This is a genomic window from Cellulomonas triticagri (assembly GCF_003696205.1).
Taxonomy (GTDB): domain Bacteria; phylum Actinomycetota; class Actinomycetes; order Actinomycetales; family Cellulomonadaceae; genus Cellulomonas; species Cellulomonas triticagri.
In genome coordinates this window covers 46,187-65,585 of the sequence record NZ_RFFI01000001.1, presented here as the reverse complement: position 1 = coordinate 65,585, position 19,399 = coordinate 46,187, and the positions used below count along the sequence as shown (strand labels likewise).

At 73.3% G+C, this 19,399-nt stretch carries 13 protein-coding genes; 9 read left to right on the top strand and 4 right to left on the bottom strand.

All coding sequences use genetic code 11. From position 1 onward, the window contains the following. The first annotated feature begins 140 nt into the window (after window positions 1–140). A complete protein-coding gene (locus EBM89_RS00265) occupies window positions 141–593 on the top strand; it encodes a universal stress protein (RefSeq protein ID WP_122147459.1) in 453 nt (150 codons plus the stop codon). Between the two features lie 37 nt (window positions 594–630). On the opposite strand, the gene EBM89_RS00260 is transcribed toward EBM89_RS00265, so the two are convergent. The 4 genes from EBM89_RS00260 to EBM89_RS00245 all read right to left on the bottom strand — a co-directional run bounded on the left by EBM89_RS00260 (window position 631) and on the right by EBM89_RS00245 (window position 3,954). Then, a complete protein-coding gene (locus EBM89_RS00260; RefSeq protein WP_122147458.1) occupies window positions 631–1,905 on the bottom strand; it encodes an aminotransferase class III-fold pyridoxal phosphate-dependent enzyme in 1,275 nt (424 codons plus the stop codon). Between the two features lie 8 nt (window positions 1,906–1,913). After that, window positions 1,914–2,687 (bottom strand): hypothetical protein, encoded by a 774-nt coding sequence (locus EBM89_RS00255; RefSeq protein WP_122147457.1) that lies wholly within the window; start codon window positions 2,685–2,687, stop codon window positions 1,914–1,916. Then, a complete protein-coding gene (locus EBM89_RS00250) occupies window positions 2,681–3,325 on the bottom strand; it encodes a TetR/AcrR family transcriptional regulator (RefSeq protein WP_233571437.1) in 645 nt (214 codons plus the stop codon). Before EBM89_RS00250 ends, EBM89_RS00255 begins: the two co-directional genes overlap by 7 nt. 119 nt (window positions 3,326–3,444) lie before the next feature. Next, entirely contained in the window at window positions 3,445–3,954 is a 510-nt protein-coding gene (locus tag EBM89_RS00245) for a small multidrug efflux protein (RefSeq protein WP_122147456.1), read from the bottom strand. 154 nt (window positions 3,955–4,108) lie between these two features. On the opposite strand from EBM89_RS00245, the gene EBM89_RS00240 reads away from it, so the two are divergent. The 8 genes from EBM89_RS00240 (at window position 4,109) to EBM89_RS00205 (ending at window position 19,326) form a co-directional block, all read left to right on the top strand. Beyond that, complete coding sequence (locus EBM89_RS00240; RefSeq protein WP_122147455.1) at window positions 4,109–5,302, top strand: sensor histidine kinase; 1,194 nt, start codon at window positions 4,109–4,111, stop codon at window positions 5,300–5,302. Further along, the gene (locus EBM89_RS00235; protein WP_122147454.1) at window positions 5,299–5,901 is read left to right on the top strand and encodes a response regulator transcription factor; all 603 of its coding nucleotides are present in this window, start codon (window positions 5,299–5,301) and stop codon (window positions 5,899–5,901) included. Before EBM89_RS00240 ends, EBM89_RS00235 begins: the two co-directional genes overlap by 4 nt. A 187-nt stretch (window positions 5,902–6,088) precedes the next feature. Beyond that, a complete protein-coding gene (locus EBM89_RS00230; protein ID WP_122147453.1) occupies window positions 6,089–7,726 on the top strand; it encodes a methyl-accepting chemotaxis protein in 1,638 nt (545 codons plus the stop codon). 354 nt (window positions 7,727–8,080) lie between these two features. Further along, complete coding sequence (locus EBM89_RS00225) at window positions 8,081–10,909, top strand: LamG-like jellyroll fold domain-containing protein (RefSeq protein ID WP_147463397.1); 2,829 nt, start codon at window positions 8,081–8,083, stop codon at window positions 10,907–10,909. A 31-nt stretch (window positions 10,910–10,940) separates the two neighbouring features. Continuing rightward, window positions 10,941–17,252, top strand: a complete 6,312-nt coding sequence (locus EBM89_RS00220; protein WP_122147451.1) for an RHS repeat-associated core domain-containing protein — start codon at window positions 10,941–10,943, stop codon at window positions 17,250–17,252. Between the two features lie 163 nt (window positions 17,253–17,415). Next, on the top strand, window positions 17,416–17,658 hold the full coding sequence (locus EBM89_RS20855; RefSeq protein ID WP_147463396.1) for a hypothetical protein: 243 nt from the start codon (window positions 17,416–17,418) through the stop codon (window positions 17,656–17,658). 264 nt (window positions 17,659–17,922) lie between these two features. Beyond that, complete coding sequence (locus tag EBM89_RS00210; RefSeq protein WP_233571436.1) at window positions 17,923–18,693, top strand: DUF1206 domain-containing protein; 771 nt, start codon at window positions 17,923–17,925, stop codon at window positions 18,691–18,693. Window positions 18,694–18,729: 36 nt separating this feature from the next. Next, window positions 18,730–19,326 carry a dihydrofolate reductase family protein gene (locus tag EBM89_RS00205; RefSeq protein ID WP_122147449.1) on the top strand — a complete coding sequence of 199 codons (597 nt, stop codon included), beginning with the start codon at window positions 18,730–18,732 and terminating at the stop codon, window positions 19,324–19,326. Window positions 19,327–19,399: the final 73 nt, after the last annotated feature.

Below are 19,399 nucleotides of genomic sequence, written 5' to 3'. Positions count from 1 at the left end.
GTCCGGGTGGTCCGGGTGGTCCGGGACGTCCGGCCAGATGCCGGGACCAGGTGTCCCGTGCCCCGGAACCCGCCCGCTCGGGCCGTGGGCTCCGCCATCCTGGGGACCCCTGCCGTCGGGATCCCGGGGAGGCGTACGCCGTGGCAGTCGGCTTCGAGATCGGCACGGACGGCCCGTCGGTCGTCGTCATCGGCGTCGACGGGTCGGACTCGTCGGTCCGTGCCGCCACCTACGCCGTGGGGATGTGCCGGCGGCAGGGCAGCGGTGCGGTGCTGGTGCACGTGCGCGAGGCCGCCGGGCCGTGGGCCGTGATGGACAGCACGGGGATGTCCTCGACGGTGGTGGCGCAGGAGCAGGACGCGGTGGAGCGGGAGATCCGCGCGGCGCTGCCGCAGATCGCGGACGCCGGGGTCCGGGCGTGCCTGGTGGTCCGCTCCGGGGACCCGTACCGGGAGCTGTCCGCCGTGGCGGAGGAGCTGCGCGCCGACCTGGTGGTCGTCGGGTCGTCGGCGACCCTGGGGCGCCGGATCGCGGGGTCGATCGCGGTGCGGCTGGTGCGGGACGCGCGGGTGCCGGTCACGGTCGTGCCGTGACGGCACGCGCCGGGACCGTGACCGGCTGCGCGACGGGTCAGGCGGCCTCGGGGTGCCGGGACCGCAGGGCGGTGAACGCGTCGTGCGCGATCTCCACCGTCCGGTCCACGTCGGCCTCGGTGAGCGCGGCGTTGAGGAAGTGGTTGTGGTGCGACGTGAGGAACACCCCGCGCCCGACGCACTCCGCGATCCACTCCTGGTGCAGCCGGAGCGAGCGCTGCGGGTCGTCCAGCCGCAGGTAGAACAGGGCGGGTGCCCCCGAGGCGACGAGCGTGAACCCGGTGTCCGCGGCGGCGGCGACCAGCCCGTCCGTGAGCCGGGTGCCGAGCCTCTCGAACAGGGCGGGGGCGTCGAGCTCGCGCAGCTTGCGCTGGGTGGCGATGCCCGCCGCGAACGGCACGGCGCTCATCCAGTACGAGCCGGTGTAGGTGATGGAGCTGACGACGTCCTTCAACGCGTCGGTGCCCATGAGGGCGGACACGTTGTAGCCGTTCGCGATGGCCTTGCAGAACGTGATGAGGTCGGCGTTGAACCCGAAGTGGTGGTCCGACCCGGCGAGGTCGAGGCGGAACCCGGCGCGCACGTCGTCCACGACCAGCACCACGCCGTGCTCGTCGCACAGGGCGCGGACGGCCTGCCAGTAGCCGGGGGCGGGCAGCTCGTTGTCGACGAAGTTGCCGTGCATGTACGGCTGGGCGATGAGCGCCGCGATCTGCCCGCGGTGCTCGGCGAACGTCCGGCGCAGCGCGTCCAGGTCGTTCCACGGCGCGTACAGGTTGTGGACGACGTCCTCCTCGAGGACGCCCGGGTAGTCGAGCTTCTGCGTCCACGGCGCGACCCCGTGGTAGTACCCCTTGATGAAGACGATCTTCTTGCGGTGGGTCGCGGCGCGGGCCGTCATGATCGCGAGCGTGGTGGTGTCGCCGCCGTTCTTCGCGAAGAACGCCCAGTCCGCGGAGGCGACCTGGTCGACCAGCAGCTCCGCGAAGTCGACCATCACCGTGGACGGCAGCGTGACGACGTCCTCGCGCTCCGCCTGGGCGCGGGCGGCGGCGTCCACGTCGGGGTCGCGGTAGCCGAGCACGTTGGGCCCGTACCCGCACATGTAGTCGAGGAACTCGTTGCCGTCGACGTCCCAGAACCGGGTGCCCTCGGCGCGGGCCGCGAACTTCGGGAACCGGTCGTGCGGCAGGTGCAGGCCCTCGGTGGGGCCGAGGTGCCCGGGGATGCCGGACGGGATGACCCGCTGCGCGCGGGCGAACTCCGCCAGGCTGCGGTCGAACCGGTACGGGGCGGGCGTGGGCTGGCTCATCGGGTTCCTCACAGGTACTGGCCGACGCGGTCGAGGACGCGGCTGGCGTTGTCCACCAGCGGGATGTAGCCGCTCAGGGCGATGCGGCCGTCGCCGACGCACGCGAGGGCGCTCTCCCGCCCGGCGAGCACGTCGCCCGCGGTCACCAGGTCCGCGAACCGGAACGTGGCCCGCGCGGGGGTGCCGTCGACGGGGACGAGGCGCAGCCGGTGCCCGGTGATCCGCACCCGGTACCGCAGGTCGTCGCCCGCCTCGACGTCGAGGTCGCCGTCCGGCATCTGCCCGGCGCTGAACCGGCCCGCGCGGTCCTCGTTCGCGACGACGACGAGCGCGGCGACGGCGACGTGCACGACGAGCTCGCGGCTCGCGGCGGCGAACGCCTCGTCCGCGAGGTCGGCGTCGGACGGCTGCAGGTACCGGGACAGCAGGGCGCTCAGCGGGGTGAACGTGCCGGTGAGGAACCGGAGGCCGGCCGGGCCGGCGACGGGGACGGGCTGGGACGTCCCGTCGATCACCGCGTTGAGGTGCGCGGGGGAGCGCAGCAGCAGCCGGGCGGAGGTGCCGGGGGCGCCGGGGGCGGGCGCGGCGGTGATGCCGTCCCGGGCGAACCGGAACCGGGCCGTGCTCCCGCCGAGGACGGTGAACGTCAGCGTGACGGGGCGGTCGAGCCCGGCGAGCAGCGTCCGCGCGTCGGGGGCGAGGTCGACCAGCCGGGGCAGGGCGCCGAGGACGGCGCGCAGGTTGATCTCGGCGAGGACCCGCGGGTCGGTCTCGGTCAGCACCGGCCCGCCTCCTGGGTGGCGGGGACCACGGGTGCGGCGCCGGCGTGCGCCGGGCGGGCGTGGGCGGCCAGGGCCGCCGCGGCGAACGCCGCGGTCTCGCGGGCGGCGGCCGAGTCGTGGTCGGCGAGCCAGGTCGTGGTCATGCCGTCCAGGACGGCCACGAGGTGCCGGGCGAGCGCCTCGACCGGGGTCGTCCACTCGGTGCGGGTCAGCGTCGCCGCGTAGCGCAGCAGGTCGCGCGCCGTGGCGTAGTACGTGCGCCACTGGTCGCGCATCTGCCCGTCCGGGTCCTGGCGCCGGGCGAACAGCGCGAGCTCCAGCAGCGCGAGCTCGCGCTGCGGGTCGGCCTCGAGCAGGTCCACGTAGGACTCCAGGCCGGACCGCAGGGCCGCCTCCAGCGAGGTGGCGTCCGCGGTGCGGATCTCGGCGGTGAGCCGTTCCTCGTCGGTGACGGCCTGCACGACGGCCCGCATGAGGTCGTCCTGGGAGCCGAACACCGAGTGGATGGCGCCGAGCGGCATCCCGGCCTCGGCGGCCACCGCACGGGTCGTGGCGCCCGCGACGCCGGACCGGGCGATGACCCGGACGGCGGCGGCGACGAGCTCGTCACGACGCTGGTCTGGCGGGATGCGGCGCATCGGGCGGGTCCTTCCGGGCGGGGCCGAAGATGGTCATGTGACCAACTCGGAGTATGCCCGCCCGGTCGGGGCCCGCCAAGGGGTGCGGGAAGGAGTTTCCCGGCCCGAAACACACGGCGTCAGCCCGCGAACCGGATCACCCCGGTGATGACCAGCGCGAACCCGGTGGTCCACAGCGTGATCGCGACGGCCTGCCACGCCAGCACCCGGGCGCGGGACACCCCGGACGCGGTCAGCGCGGCGGCGGTGAAGTGCGTCGGGATGAGCAGGGGACCGAGCAGGCACACACCCGCGACGCCGTAGCGCGCGAACGCCCGGTCGAACTTCTCGCGGCGCGCGCTCGGCGGGGCGGGCGGCGCGTCCCCGCGCCGGGCCGCGGCGACCACGGCCTTGCGGGTCCCGGCGCTCACCAGCACGACGAGCGTCACGGCGAGGACGTTGCCGAGGATCGCGGCCACGACGACCAGCGGGGTGGGGATGCCGCCGAGGACGCCGACGACGGCCGCGCCCTCGCCCTCCACGAAGGGCACGGCGCCGGCGAGCGCGACGCCCGCGGGCTGCAACCACTCGGGGAGCCCGGCGACGAACTCCTGGAACTGCGGGACGAGGTCGGTGAAGAAGTCGGCCACGGTGGGGCCTCCTGTCGGTGTCACGAGGGGTGTTCCGGACACCGTCCATCCGACGTCAGGACCGGGGTGCGGCGGCAGTACCGCGACGTCACCGGCTTCCGTGCGGTCGCGCTCGCCCGCCCATGACGGATGTCATGCCCGTACGGTCGGGACCATGACCCGCACGCGGATCTCGCTCGCCGGCTGGGTGCGCGCGACCTGGTGGTACACCGTCGCGGGCGTCGTCGTGCTCGACGTCATGGTGGTCGGGTACTGGTGGCTGTGGCTCGCCGGGCTGCCGCCCGAGCACGTGCTGCCCGCCGCCCCCGTGCTCGCCGGGCTCGGCGCGGTGCTCCAGGTCGGGGCCGTCGTGCTGCTCGTCCGCGACTACCCGGCGAGCGCCGACCACGACGACACCCGGGACGGACGGCACCGGCGCCGGACCCTCGGGGTGCTCGTGGCCGGGGCGGTCGGGTCCGCGCTGCTCGGCGTGACGACCGGGTCGTGGATGCTCGGCGTCGGCCTGCTGGCCGTGCTCGTCGGGCTGCTGCGGTGGCCGCCGGGCATCCGGTGGCGGCTGACCGTCGTCCTGACGCTGCTGCTCGTCGCGCTGTGGGTCGTCGACGCGCCCCGGCTCGGCACCGACGCGCCCGAGGGGCCCGACCTGTCCCGCGTGGCCGCGACGCTGCTGCTCACGCTGCCCACGCTGTGCGCGTTCTCGCTGTGGTGGTGGGACGTCGTGCGCGAGCTCGACCGCGCCCGCGCCACCGCCGGGGCGCTGTCCGCGACGCGCGAGCGGCTGCGGCTCGCCGGGGAGGTGCACGACCTGCAGGGGCACCACCTGCAGGTCGTCGCACTGCAGCTCGAGCTCGCCGAGCGGCTCATCGAGCACGACCCGGCCGCGGCCGCCGAGCAGATCCGCACCGCCCGGGCGTCCGTGGACGAGGCCCGGGCGGGCACGCGGGACCTCGCGACCCGGTTCCGGGGCGTGCCGCTGCCCGACGAGCTCGCGAACGCCGCGGACCTGCTGCGGGCCGCCGGGCACGACGTCCGCGTCGACCTGGGGCCGGACGCCGCGCAGGCCCCCGCCGACGTCCTCGGCCCCCTGGTGCGCGAGAGCGTCACCAACGTGCTCAAGCACGGCGCCGGCGCCCGCGCGCGGATCAGCCTGCGCCGCGAGGCCGACCGCTGGGTCTACGCCATCACCAACGACCGCCGCCCCGGCCCCGCGCCGGACGCCGACGGCACGGACGGCACGGGGCTGGCCGCGATCCGCGAGCGGATCGCTGCGCTCGGCGGGACGGTGCAGGTCCGCGCCGACGCGGACTTCGCGCTGACGGTCGCCGTCCCCGCGGGGGGTGCCGCGTGATCCGGGTGCTGGTCGCGGACGACGAGGAGATGATCCGCAGCGCGCTCGCCATGCTGCTGCGCCTGGAGCCCGACCTCGACGTCGTCGCGGAGTGCGCGTCCGGGGCCGAGGCGCTCGCGGCCGCCGAGCGCACCCGGCCCGACGTGTGCCTGCTCGACCTGGAGATGCCGGGCCTGGACGGCATCGAGACCGCCGAGCGCCTGGCCCGCACCGTGCCGACCCGCTGCCTGGTCGTCACCCGGCACGCGCGCCCCGGGGTGCTGCGCCGCGCGCTCCAGGCCGGCGTGCACGGGTTCCTGCCCAAGTCGCGTCCCGCGCAGGACGTCGCCGAGGTGATCCGCCTCGTCGCCGACGGGCGGCGCTACGTCGACCCCGAGGTCGCCGCCGACGCCCTCGCGGACGAGCGCAGCCCGCTCACCGACCGCGAGCTCGACGTGCTGCGTGCCGGACGCCGCGGCGAGACCGTCGCGCAGATCGCCGCCACCGTGCACCTGTCCCCGGGGACGGTCCGCAACCACGTGTCCTCGATCCTCGGCAAGATCGGCGTCGCGACCCGGCAGCAGGCCGTCCTCGCGGCCGAGGAGCGCGGCTGGATCTGAGGGCCGGTTTTCACCCGCCAGGACCCCGGAGGTCCCTTGTGCCTGGGGTCACGAGGCCCCGACCTGCACGAACGGTGCCCGGTGTGGGCCGTCTCACCCGGTGACCCCCCTCAGCGGACGTCCGGCGCGCGCGATCGGGCCCTCGTCGGGCGGTGTGCCCGACGAGGACGACCCACGGAGACACCCGATGAGCACCGCCGCCCCCGACCGCCCCGCCGCGACCCCGGCGCACCGACGTCGCCCGCACCCGCGCGACTGGTCGATCCGCACCAAGTTCCTCGCGGTGGTCGCGCTGCTCGGCGTCGTCGCCGCGGGCACCGGGGTCATGGCGGTGTCGTCCCTGCGGTCGCTCGCCGACGCCACCGCCGACCTCGCCGCCCTGCAGTCCGGCCCGGTGTACATCCGGTCCCAGGTGCACATCAAGCAGCAGGCCGCCCGAATGACGCTCGCGAACCTCGCCGCCGTCACCTCCCCGGAGGGCAAGGACGAGTGGCTGACCAAGCAGTCCGACAACGACGCCGGGATGCAGGAGAAGATCGACGAGTTCAACGCGACCCCCGAGGCCGACCACGAGGCGTGGCAGGCGTTCCTGGACGACTACGCCGCCTGGCTCGACGCCCGGGACGCGCAGCTCACCCCCGCGGCGCTCGCGGCGCCCGAGTCCGACGACTACGAGCGGCTGCTCGCCGAGGTCTCCGTGCCGATGGCCTCGGCGTTCGCCGGTGACCTGGACGAGCTCGACCAGGCGCTCATCGCGCAGGCCGCCGACCTCGCGGCCGACGCGCAGACCCAGACCCGCACCTCGACGGTGCTCATCGTGACCTTCCTCGGGTCGGCGCTCGCGCTGGTGCTCGCCCTCGCGTTCGCCGTCGCCACGGGGATGCGGTGCAGCGTCGAGCGGGTCCGCACCGCGCTCGCCGCGATGGCCCACGGCGACCTCACCGTCGCCGCGCCCGTGCGCGGCCGTGACGAGATCGGCGAGATGGCCGCCGATCTCGCCGTCGCCCAGGGCGCCCTGCGCCGCACCATGGCCGGGGTCGTCGAGAAGGCGCAGACCCTGTCGGCCGCCGCCGAGCAGATGGCCGCCGCGAACGCGCAGGTCGAGAGCGGCGCCCGCGCCACCGGGGACCAGGCCGGGGTCGTCGCCGCAGCGGCCGAGCAGGTCTCCCGCAACGTGCAGACCGTCGCCGCCGGGGCCGAGGAGATGGGCGCCTCCATCCAGGAGATCGCCCGCAACTCCACCGAGGCCGCCGCCGTCGCCTCCCGCGCGACCGAGGCCGCCGCCGCGACCAACGAGCGCGTCGCGCGCCTCGGGGAGTCGTCGCAGGAGATCGGCAACGTCGTCAAGGTCATCACCAGTATCGCGGAGCAGACCAACCTGCTGGCCCTGAACGCCACGATCGAGGCCGCACGGGCCGGTGAGGCGGGCAAGGGCTTCGCCGTCGTGGCCGGTGAGGTCAAGGAGCTCGCCCAGGAGACCGCGAAGGCCACCGAGGACATCGCCCGCCGCGTCGAGGCCATCCAGAACGACACCGGCGACGCCGTCACCGCCATCGGCGAGATCTCCCAGATCATCGCGTCGATCAACGACTACCAGCTCACCATCGCCAGCGCCGTCGAGGAGCAGACCGCCACCACCGACGAGATGTCGCGCGGCGTCCAGGAGGCCGCCACGGGCTCCGGCGACATCGCAGGCAACATCGTGTCCGTCGCCAGCACCGCGACCGAGGCCGCCACCGTCGTCGCCGAGCTCGGGCAGTCCGTGGACGAGCTCGCGCGGCTCGCGGCGACGCTGCGGGGCGACGTGGAGGCCTTCACGTACTGACGCACCCACCCCCCGGGCGCCGACCACGGCGCCCGACCAGGACCGGCCGGGTGCCGGCGGCAGGGCGACGGAGACGGCCCCGCCGGCACCCGGTCACCCTGCGCGGGCGCGGAGGACGAAGGACCCAGGCGAGCACCGGCTGACGCGAGGTACCGGGTGAACGGATCCGGTCGGTCGTCCGACCTACGTCACCCGAACGGCTGCTGTCCAGCAGCGACAGGTGGGCTCTAGGTTCCTCACAGATCGCGCACAGGACTCTCGTGGTACCTCGTGACGGTCGCGGCAGGGGTGCTCGCTCGTGCCGCCGTCATGCCCGGACGCGCAGGCGCCGGGTACCGCAGGGGGAGTTCGCGCGTGTCTCGTGCTGTGTCCACGTCGTGCGCCGCGGTGATCACCGCAGCGCTGGTCGCCACGTTGGCGGCCCCGGCCGGAGCGGTGCCGACCAGCACCGCCGATCCCGTCGCACCGGAGGTCGCATGCACCTCCTCCGCGGCGGACGCGGCGGAGGCCAGCCTGGTCGCGTCGTCGTGCGACACCGACGTCGAGGTGGTCGACGAGCGCACGGAGTGGAACACCCTCTACGCCCAGGCGGACGGGACCTGGCGCCTCGACGTCTCCGCCGTTGCGGTGCGCACGCAGGTGGGCGGCGAGTGGGCCGACATCGACACGGCCGTGGTGCCGGGTGAGGGCGGCCTGACCGTGGCCGCCCCGGTTCGCCCGATGGTCTTCAGCGACGGCACTCCCGGGGTCCCGCTCGCCCAGATCGAGCGCGACGGTCACACGCTGTCGTTCGACGTCCCCTTCGACCTGCCCGCGCCGGGCGTCGAGGGTGACCAGATCACCTACGACGAGGTGCTGCCCGGTGTCGACCTCGTCGTCACGGTGAACGGCGACGCCACCGGCTTCTCCGAGGTCCTGCGGGTGGAGAGCCCGGAGGCCGCTGCGGACCCGCGGCTCGCCGAGCTCACCTTCCCGGTCGAGACCTCGGACGGGCTCGCGCTCGAGGAGGACGACGGCGGGTTCGTGGCCGTGGACGGGGACGGCGAGCGGGTGTTCACGAGCCCGATGCCGGCGATGTGGGACTCGCGCGAGCATCCGGAGGTCCCCGTCGCGGCGCAGCGCAGCAGCGGGGCGATGCTCGCGGACGCGCCCCAGGGCGCCGCGGACGCCGCCGGTGACACCGACGTCGACCTGGAGCAGGCGCCGTCGCTCGCGAGCCAGGTCAGCCACCTGCCGGCCGACCTGGGCGCGGACGGCGTCTCCATCACCCCCGACAGCGGGATGATCGAGGGCGACGACACCGTGTGGCCGCTGTACATCGACCCGGCGATCAGCGGGTCGCTCAACGAGTGGACCGCCGTCCGCGACGTGTTCGGCCAGTCGTACCGGTTCAACCCCGACGAGGGCGTGGGCCTGTGCAACCGTGCGACGTCCACCTCGTGCAGTGCGACGTTCCGCAGCCGGATCCTCTGGAAGTTCGGCGGGCTCGCGTCGATCGGCGCCCTCGAGGGCAGCCACATCACCGGGGCGACCTTCGCCGTCGTCGGCACGCACTCGTACGACTGCACCGCTCGCCCGGTGACCGCGTACCGCGTGGACAACTGGAGCTCGGCGACGCCGTGGCCGGGCGGCCCCACGTGGATCCCGCAGTCGACCATGAACGTGGCGCACAAGTCGAGCTGCGCCGGTCAGCCCGTCCGGTGGCTGGAGTTCTCGGCGCTGGAGGCCGGGCAGGCCGTGGCGATCGCGAACTCGAGCCAGCTGACCATGGGGCTCGCGGTGGACGAGGGGAGCATGGCGTACTGGAAGCGCTTCCGGAACGACGCCGGCCTCTCCATCAGCTTCAACCGCCCGCCGAACCGCCCCACCGAGGTCAAGTTCGCCGATCCCGCCGCCGCCTGCGTGACGGGGGCGAGCCGACCGGTGCTGCGGGTCGTGAACCCGGTGCTCTCCGCGATCTTCACCGACCCCGACGGCGACCCCGTCCAGGCCAACGTCGACGTGTACACCGCCGGTACCTCGAACCCGATCCTGTGGCACGCGCGTCCGGCCGCCCAGGCCTCCGGGACGCGGCAGTCCGTCCGGCTCGGCGGCATGCAGAACGGGAAGATCTACCGGGTCCAGATCAACGGGGTCGACCCGCGGGTCACCGGTGGGGCCGCGGTCGCCTGCGAGATGGAGATCGACACCGTCAGGCCCGTCGCACCTAAGGTCACACCCTCCCTCTACACCACGGGGGTCCCCGCCGGTGGCGTGGGCAAGGCCGGGACCTTCACGTTCGCCAACGGCGGCTCCACCGACGTCGTGTCGTACAAGTACTCGTTCAACTCCTCGGCCCTGAACCTCTCGACCGCGGCGGGGAGCCCGGCCGTGTCGTTCAGCCCGACCTACGCCGGCTCGCAGACGCTGTACTTCCAGTCCGTCGACCGCGCCGGCTGGACGAGCCCGACGCAGACGTACATCTTCAACGTCGCCTTCCCCGCGGCCACGGTCTGGAAGCTGGACGAGACCTCCGGGAGCACCGCGGTCAGCGTCAGCCCCACCGGCAACGTGTTCCCGCTGACGATCGCCGGGACGCCGACCCGGGTCGACGGACCGTACGCGGAGTCCGGGTTCATCCCCGACGACCGGGCCCTCGTGCTGGGTGCCGGGACGACGGCGACCAGCAACCGCATCCCCGTGCAGACCGCGGAGAACTACGCGGTGTCCGCGCTGGTGCGCGCCGACGCGGTCACCGGCACGGCGACCGTCCTGAGCCAGGACGGGACGACCAGGGCCGGTTTCGACCTCGGGTACCGCCCCTGCGACAGCGGGACGGGGAGCTGCTGGGCGTTCTCGATGCCTCGGGCGGACACCGCCAAGGCGGACCTGGACGTCGCCCTGTCGACGGTCCCCGTCGAGGTCGGGCAGTGGACGCTGATCATCGGTATCCAGCAGACCGCGGCAAGCGAGCAGATGGAGCTCGCGGTCTGCACGATCGGTGACGAGCTGAGCGACGGGGTCCCGGAGAGCGCCCGCGCCACCCACACCAGCCGCTGGTCCGCCTCGGGACTGTTCCGGCTCGGGAGCACCGTCACCCCGGGGGTCTCCGGGTGGACCGGAGCGGTGAGCGAGGTCCGTTCCTGGACCGGCGCGATCATCCCGTCCGACCTCCGGCGCCTCTGCAACGAGCCGGCCGCCTGACCCGACCACCAGACCTGCAGGGGAGCACGTGATGAACGGATGGGGTCGAGGGCGCCGCACGGTCGCCGGGTCGGTCGTGGCGACGCTGGTCGGCACGCTCGTGCTGGTCGCGCCGGGTGTCGCGCAGGCGGCGGGCGACAGCCTGATGTCGCCCGCCGAGCGACGGGCGCACGGCGAGGAGGTCGCTCCGGACCTGGAGACCACCGACCCGCTGCCGTCGCGCGACCTGGGGGTCGTGGTCGAGCCGCTGCCGGAGATGCCGATGGCGGACGCGGGTGCCGCCGAGTGGCCGGAGGGCACCGGGACGACGCTGACCGGCGACGCGCCGCAGGTCGAGGGCGACGTGGTCGACCTGGCGTGGGCCGACGGTGCGCCGACGGTCGACGGCGGTGCGGCGGCACGGACCGCGTCGGGACCGGTCACCGCCGTCCCGGAGGTCTCCGTCGAGGTCCTCGACCGCGACGCCGCGCAGGCGGTGGGCGTCGAGGGGGTGCTCCTGGACGTCGTCGCCGAGGAGTCGGTGGACGGCACCCCCGTCGACGTCTCCGTGGACTACTCCGGCTTCGCCGACGCGTTCGGCGGGGACTGGTCGAGCCGGCTCCAGCTGGTCGAGCTCCCCGGGTGCGCGCTCACCGACCCGGACGAGGACCGGTGCCGCACCCAGACCCCGCTGGCGTCGACCAACGACGCCGAGCAGGGCACCGTGTCCGCGACCGTCGCGGCGAGCGGCGCCCGGGTGATGGCGCTCGCCGCGGGCACCTCCGGGTCCACCGGCAACTGGTCCGCGACCCCGCTGTCCCCGTCGGCGTCCTGGCAGGTCTCGGGGCAGACCGGCGACTTCAGCTGGTCCTACCCGATGCGGGTGCCGCCCGTCTCCGGTGGCCCGCAGCCCGAGCTGGCCCTGTCCTACTCGTCGGGTTCGCTCGACGGCCGCGTGGCGTCGACCAACAACCAGACCTCGTGGATCGGCGACGGCTGGAACCTGGACTCCGGGTACGTCGAGCGCAAGTACCAGTCCTGCTCCGAGGACATGGGCGGTGCCGCGACCAACGCGGGCCACCGCACCGGTGACCTGTGCTGGTTCAGCGACAACGCGACGCTGGTGTTCGGCGGGTCGACGACCGAGCTGGTCAAGGACGCGACCACGGGTGCCTGGCGCCCTGCCTCCGACGACGGGTCGCGCGTCGAGCGCCTGACCGGTGGCTGGAACGACGACAACGACGGCGAGTACTGGCGCGTCACGACCACCGACGGCACCCAGTACTACTTCGGCCGGGGCAAGCGGTCGGCCGCCGACCCGCTCCCGCTCAACTCCGCATGGTCGGTGCCGGTGTTCGGCAACCATCCGGGCGACCCGTGCGCGGCCGGGACGTTCGCGGCCTCGGCGTGCACCCAGACGTGGCGGTGGAACCTCGACTACGTCGTCGACCCGTCCGGCAACACCCTGACGTACGTCTACGAGAAGGAGACCAACTCCTACGGCCGGAACCTGAACCAGGGCGTCTCGTCGTACGTGCGCGGCGGTTACCTGAGCCGGATCGAGTACGGGCAGCGCGCCGGCAGCGAGTCCGCGTCCCCGGCGCCCGCGCGCGTGGACTTCACGGTCGCCGAGCGGTGCCTGCCGTCGGGCGGCATCACGTGCGACCCCGGACAGCTCACCGACGCGAACGCGAAGTCGTGGCCGGACGTGCCGGCGGACCTCATCTGCTCGTCGTCCTCGAGCTGCCCCGAGCAGACCTCCCCGGCGTTCTTCACCCGCAAGCGCCTCGTGACGATCAAGACCCAGGTCCTGGTCGGGTCCGCCTACCAGGACGTCGACGCCTGGGACCTGCGGCACACGTTCCCCGACACCGGGGACCGCACCAACTCCGCCCTGTGGCTGGACGGCATCACCCACCGGGGTCTCGTCGGGTCGACGATCACCCTGCCCGAGGTCACCTTCCGCGGCCAGCAGATGGCCAACCGCGTGGACGTGACCGGTGACGCCGGGCCGCCGATGAACCGCTACCGCGTCACCGCCATCGGCTCGGAGTCGGGTGGCACGGTCTCGATCAACTACTCCGCGCCCGACTGCGCGGCGGGCAACGTGCCCGGTGCGCCGGACAGCAACACCCGCCGCTGCTTCCCGGTGACCTGGCAGCCCGAGGGCACGGGGCCCGAGATCCAGGAGTACTTCCACAAGTACGTCGTGGACACCGTCGTCGAGAACCCCAACGACGCGGTGAGCATGGCGGTGGAGACGGCCTACCGCTACGTCGGCGACCCCGCGTGGCACTACGACGACAGCCCGTTCCTCCCGCCGGCGCACCGGACGTGGAGCGAGTTCCGCGGGTACGCGACCGTGGACGTGATCACCGGCTCGCCGCTCGAGCAGCGGTCGCACGAGCGCACCCGCTACTTCCGCGGCATGGACGGCGACCGTCTCGCCGGCGGCGGCACCCGGTCGGTGGCCGTGGACGGCATCGCCGACTCCGAGCGGCTCAACGGCTTCGTGCGCGAGGAGATCACCTACGACGGGCTCGACGGCCCCGAGCTCTCCGGCACGGTGACCACCCCGTGGCTGTCCGGTGCCACCGCCGTCTCGGCGGACGGCACGCGAGCGACGTTCCTCCAGCCCGGGACGGTCGAGTCGCGGACGACCGCACCGGCCCTGCCGGGCGGCAAGCGCACGACGCGCACCGTCACCTCGTACGACAGCACCTACGGCATGGTCACCCAGGTCGACGACCAGGGTGACGTCACCACCGCCGCCGACGACCGCTGCACGCGCGTCCAGTACGCGCGGAACACCGGGGCGCACGTCGTCTCGACCGTGCACCGCACCGAGACGGTCTCCGTCGCGTGCGGCACCACGCCGGTGCGTCCTCGCGATGTCGTGTCGGACGAGCGGACCGCCTACGACGGCGGCGGGTACGGTGCCGCGCCCACCCGGGGTCTGCCGAGCGCGACCCAGGTCCTGGCCTCGTACGCGGGCACCACGCCGACGTATGCGACGACCTCGACGACCACGTACGACGCGCTCGGCCGCCCGACCGTCGCCACCGACGCGATGGGGCGCGCCTCCACCACCGCCTACACCGGCACCGCGGGCCTGGTCACCGGCACGACCGTGACCGCGCCGGACCCCGACGGCGCCGGACCGCTCACCGCGGGCGTCACCAAGGTCGAGCTGCACCCGGCCTGGGGCTCCACGCTCAAGGTCACCGACCCGAACGGCAAGGTCACGTCGTCCACCGTCGACGCGCTCGGACGTACCACCGCGGTGTGGCACCCGGGCCGCGCGCAGGGCAGCAAGTCCGCGCACGTCACCTACGGCTACACGATCTCCAAGACGGCCCCGAACACGGTCACGACCAACACGCTGACCGCGGCCGAGACCTACCTCACGAGCGTCGAGCTGTACGACGGCATGCTCCGGCCCCGGCAGACGCAGTCGCCGTCGGCCGCGCAGGACACCCCCGGCCGGATCGTGACCGAGAGCTACTACGACAGCCGGGGCCTCGCCTGGAAGACGCACGGCAGCTGGTTCACCAACGGCGCGCCGAGCACCACCCTGGTGGTGTCCACGACGGCCGTCCCGTCCCGGACCCGCTACCTCTTCGACGGTGCGGGACGGACCACCGCGGAGATCACGGACGTCGGAGAGGAAGAGGTCTGGCGCAGCACCACCACCTACGGTGGCGACCGCGTCAGCGTGGACCCGCCGCAGGGCGGCACCCCGCAGACCACGATCACCGACGCGCGCGGCCAGGTCACCGAGCTGCGCCAGTACCTCGGTGCTGGCCCCAGCGGCGAGTTCACGGCCGTGACCTACGGCTACGACAAGGCCGGCAACATGACGTCCGTCAAGGACGCCGCGGGCAACGCGTGGACCTACGCGTACGACCTGCGCGGACGGCGGACGTCGGAGAAGGACCCCGACAAGGGCTCGACCACGACGACGTACGACGACGCGGGCCTCGTCCGCTCGTCCACGGACGCCCGCGGGACGACGCTCTTCACGGTCCGCGACCAGCTCGGCCGCCAGACCGAGCTCCGTGAGGGTTCCGCGACCGGGACCCTGCGCGCGAGCTGGGTCTACGACACGCTGCAGAAGGGTCAGGTCACCTCGTCCACCCGGTACGTGGGGACCGCCGCGTACGTCACCGCCGTCACCGGCTACGACGACGCGTCGCGTCCGCTCGGTGCCTCGGTGACCCTGCCCAGCGCCGAGGGGGCGCTCGCCGGGACCTACACGACGAGCTACACGTACACCGCCGACGGGCAGATCCAGTCGATGAAGCTGCCCGCGGGGGGTGGGCTCGGCGCCGAGACCGTCACCACGCGCTACGACTCGCTCTCCCGGCCGGAGTGGATGGCCGGAGGCTCCGGGTGGGGCGTCTACGTCGCGGACACCATCTACGACGTCTACGGCGAGACCCTGCGCCAGGACCTCGGCAACACGTCCGCCTTCTTCGTCAACTACCTGTACGAGGAGGGCACGCGCCGGCTCCAGAAGACCTGGGTCGAGCGCGAGGGGGTCGCGGGCCTGGACATGGACCTGACCTACACCTACGACCAGGCGGGCAACCCGACCTCGGTCGTGGACCGGCCGACCGGCAAGGCCGTCGACGCCCAGTGCTTCGCGTACGACGGGCTGCGCCAGCTCACCTCGGCGTGGACGCCGGGCAACGCCGACTGCTCCGCACCCCGCACGGTGGCGGCCCTCGGCGGTCCCGCGCCCTACTGGACCGACTACGCGCTGGACTCCGCGGGGAACCGCACCAAGGAGACCGTGCACACCGCCGCCGGTGACACCACGCGCACCTACGCGTACCCGGCCGCCGGCGCGACCCGCCCGCACGCCGTCACGACGGTCCAGCAGGCCGGCGCCCAGGGCGCGGCGACCAGCACCTACGGCTACGACGCTGCCGGCAACACCACCACCCGCACCGTGGCCGGGTCGCCGGGGCAGACCCTCACCTGGGACGCCGAAGGACGCCTGGACACCGTCAAGCAGGGCACCACCACCGTGATGTCCGCGCTCTACACCGCCGACGGCGAGCGCCTCATCCGCCGGCAGGGCGGCGTCACGACCGTGTACCTCCCCGGCGGCCAGGAGCTCCAGCTCACCACCGCCACCAAGGTCGTGAAGCCCGTCCGGTACTACTCCTTCAACGGCCAGAACGTCGCGATGCGCACCGCCCTGTCGGGTTCCTCGGTGAGCTCGCTCGTCGCCGACCCGCACCAGACCGCCACCATGGCGATCGCCAACACCACCAAGGCGATCACCCAGCGGCGCACCGACCCGTTCGGCAACGCCCGCGGCACGGCCACGGGGACCTGGCCCGGAGACCGCGGGTTCCTCAACAAGGTGCAGGACAGCACCGGCCTCACCCAGGTCGGGGCGCGGTACTACGACGCCAAGATCGGCAGGTTCGTCAGCGTCGACCCGGTGTTCGACACCTCAGCCCCGCAGCAGTGGGGGGCGTACTCGTACGCGGACAACAACCCGGTGGCGTACTGGGACCCGTCGGGTCTGTGGTCGATCAAGTCGGCGTGGAACAGCACGAAGCGGTGGGTCAACAAGCACAAGGCCGAGATCGTCGGCGGCGTCGTCGGTGTCGTGGTCACATCCGCCTGCCTGACGTTCACGGCGGGGGTCGGCAGCGTGGGGTGCGCCGCGATCGGTGGAGCGGCCGGAGGTGCCGCATCGAACCTGTACCGGACGAAGGTGCAGCGGACGTCACCGTTCTCATGGCGAGGGCTCGTCACGGAGACACTCGTGGGCGGGGCGCTCGGGGCCGTTGCCGGGCCGCTGGCTTCTCGGCTGAAGCCGGTTGTGTCGGCCGCTGCGTCAAAGGTGGTCCCCGGGCTTGCGGCACGATCCGGTGCGACCCAAGTCACCGCAGGTCAGCTGAGCCGCGGGTCCCTGAGTTCAGGCGCCCGAGTGGCGAGTCGGCCGGGTGGGTCTGGCGGCTACATGGGGGACTCCTTCACAGCGTCGGGCGCTACCGTTCGGTACAGCAAGACGGCCACCGCGATCGGCGACGATGTTCAGGGAACACTGACTAACTTCGAGCGTTCCCGCGGGGCGGCCGGCAGGCACGACGTCATCGTTCACGGAACTCGGGACGGGCGCCCTCTCGTCAACGGGGAGGTCACGGGGGTTGGCCAGATCGCTGAGGCGATTACACACAACCCGAACTATGTCCAGGGGTGCGCGATACGACTCGTGATGTGTCACGGTGGTAGGGAAACTGCATCTGAGCTGTCCCAGCTCCTGGGGGTCGATGTGCTCGCGACCACCAGACAGGCTCGACTGGATGCAGTTACGGGACATCTGATGCAGGGTCGATTCTAACCGACGAACTGGGGTTTCTGTGATCTTGCCATTGGTCGGATTTGCGCCTGAAGGGGACGAGGAATGGTCGGCTGAGCACCTCGACCTGACGACAACTCTGCCAAATGAAGTCCGCAGATTGGTCGTTGAGTACCTCGATTCGTGCCCCGTCGTGGTCCCTTGGATGGGGTACACGGAGGACGAGATAGGCGGCCGATTCAGCGTGCCCGCTGGTGCCGCCCTCAGTACGGACGGCGTGTATTTCTGGCGGGTCGACGCGGCGCGATATGTCGAGGAGTACGGATTTGCGATTCCACAGGCCGCGATTGATCATTTTGTAAGTGTCGAGTGGTCGCCTCCGAGTCTCGACCGCGCGACTCTGATCGCGATCGAGAGGGAGATTGACCGCATCACGGGCTGGGCGTGAGGTGCCTCGATCGGAGCGGTCGGAATCGACGCGCCGTCCGACGGTGCGATCTCGTGGCACCCGGCGTGTTCGAACGGTGACGCCAACCGGTGACGTGCGGTCGGGTGTGGGAGACCTGCAGGTCGGCGAACCCTCCGACCGGACGGCTACCTGCGGGCTCGTGGACCTGGGGCCCTAGCCGACGTGCCTCCTGACCTGGCCGTTCCACGTGGAACGGCCGTGCCCGACGCGCGCGCCCACTCGTCCGATGCCACGCTCGTCCTCATGACCGGACACGTGCAGCAGGCCGCCTCCCGCGCCGGGGACCACCCGCTCGTCGAGAGGGGTGCCCGCCTCGGCTACGCCGCGAGCGGGGTGCTGCACCTGCTGCTCGCGTGGGTCACCGTCCAGCTCGCGTGGACGTCGGGCGGGGAGCAGGCGGACCAGTCCGGGGCGATGCAGCAGCTCGCCGACAACGGGCTGGGCAAGGCGCTGCTGTGGGTGCTGCTGGTCGGGTTCGTGCTGCTGGCGCTCTGGCAGGTGACCGAGGCGGTCGCGTGGGGCGAGGTGAAGGACCGCGCGAAGTCTGCCGCGAAGGCCGGGGTGTACGCCGTGCTGGCGTGGACGACGGTGTCGGTGCTGACCAGCGGCTCGGGCGGGGGCTCGGGCGGTGCGACGTCGGGCCTGATGTCGTCGGGGCTCGGTCGGGTCGCCGTCGGGGTGGCCGGGCTCGTGGTGGTCGGCGTCGGGGTCTACCACGTGGTCAAGGGCTGGACCGAGAAGTTCCTGGAGGACCTGGAGTCCCGCCCGGGGACGTGGGTGCGGCGCGCGGGGCGGGTCGGGTACATCGGCAAGGGCGGCGCACTCGGCGTCGTCGGGGTGCTGCTCGTGGTCGCGGCGGTGCAGGCCGACCCGGAGAAGGCCGAGGGCCTGGACGCCGCGCTGCACGCGCTGGCGGGGCTGCCGTTCGGCCCGGTGCTGCTGACCCTCGTGGCGCTCGGGTTCGCGGCGTACGGGGTGTACGGGTTCGGCCGCGCCCGGCACGCAAAGGTCTGACGGGCCCCGCCCGGCACCGAGGTCTACCGTCGAGCCATGGGCCAGGTGATCGCCTCGGCGACCGCGTCGCTCGACGGGTTCATCGCCCGCCGCGACCACGGCGTCGACGAGCTGTTCGGGTGGTACGACGGCGGCGACGTCGTGGTCGAGAACGCCGGCGACCTGCCGCCGTTCCGGCTGACCGAGGCCAGCGCCGCGTACTGGTTGGCGTGGCGGGAGAGCCTCGGTGCACTGGTCGTCGGGCGCGAGCTGTTCGACCTCACCGACGGCTGGGGCGGCACGCACCCGCTGGGGGTGCCGTTCGTGCTGCTCACGCACCGCCCGGTGACGGGGTCGGCGGCGCTCGGGTCGCCGGACCTGGTGGTCATGCACGAGGGCGTCGCCGAGGCGGTCGCCGCCGCGCAGGAGCTCGCGGGGGACAAGGTCGTCGGCGTCGCGGCGGGCACCATCGCCACGCAGGTGCTGCGGGCCGGGCTGCTGGACGCGGTGAACGTGGACCTGGTCCCGGTCGTGCTGGGGGAGGGCCGTCCGTACTTCACGGACGGCGCCCCGGTCGCGCTCGGCGACCCCACGACGGTCGTGCCGGGTCGCGGCGTCACGCACCTGTCGTTCCCGGTCCGGCCGGGCGGGTGAGGACGAGCACGGTCCTTCATGTCGAGGGCGGGTCGCCCTGACCTGCGCGCACGCCCCCGCCGCCACCGCGGCG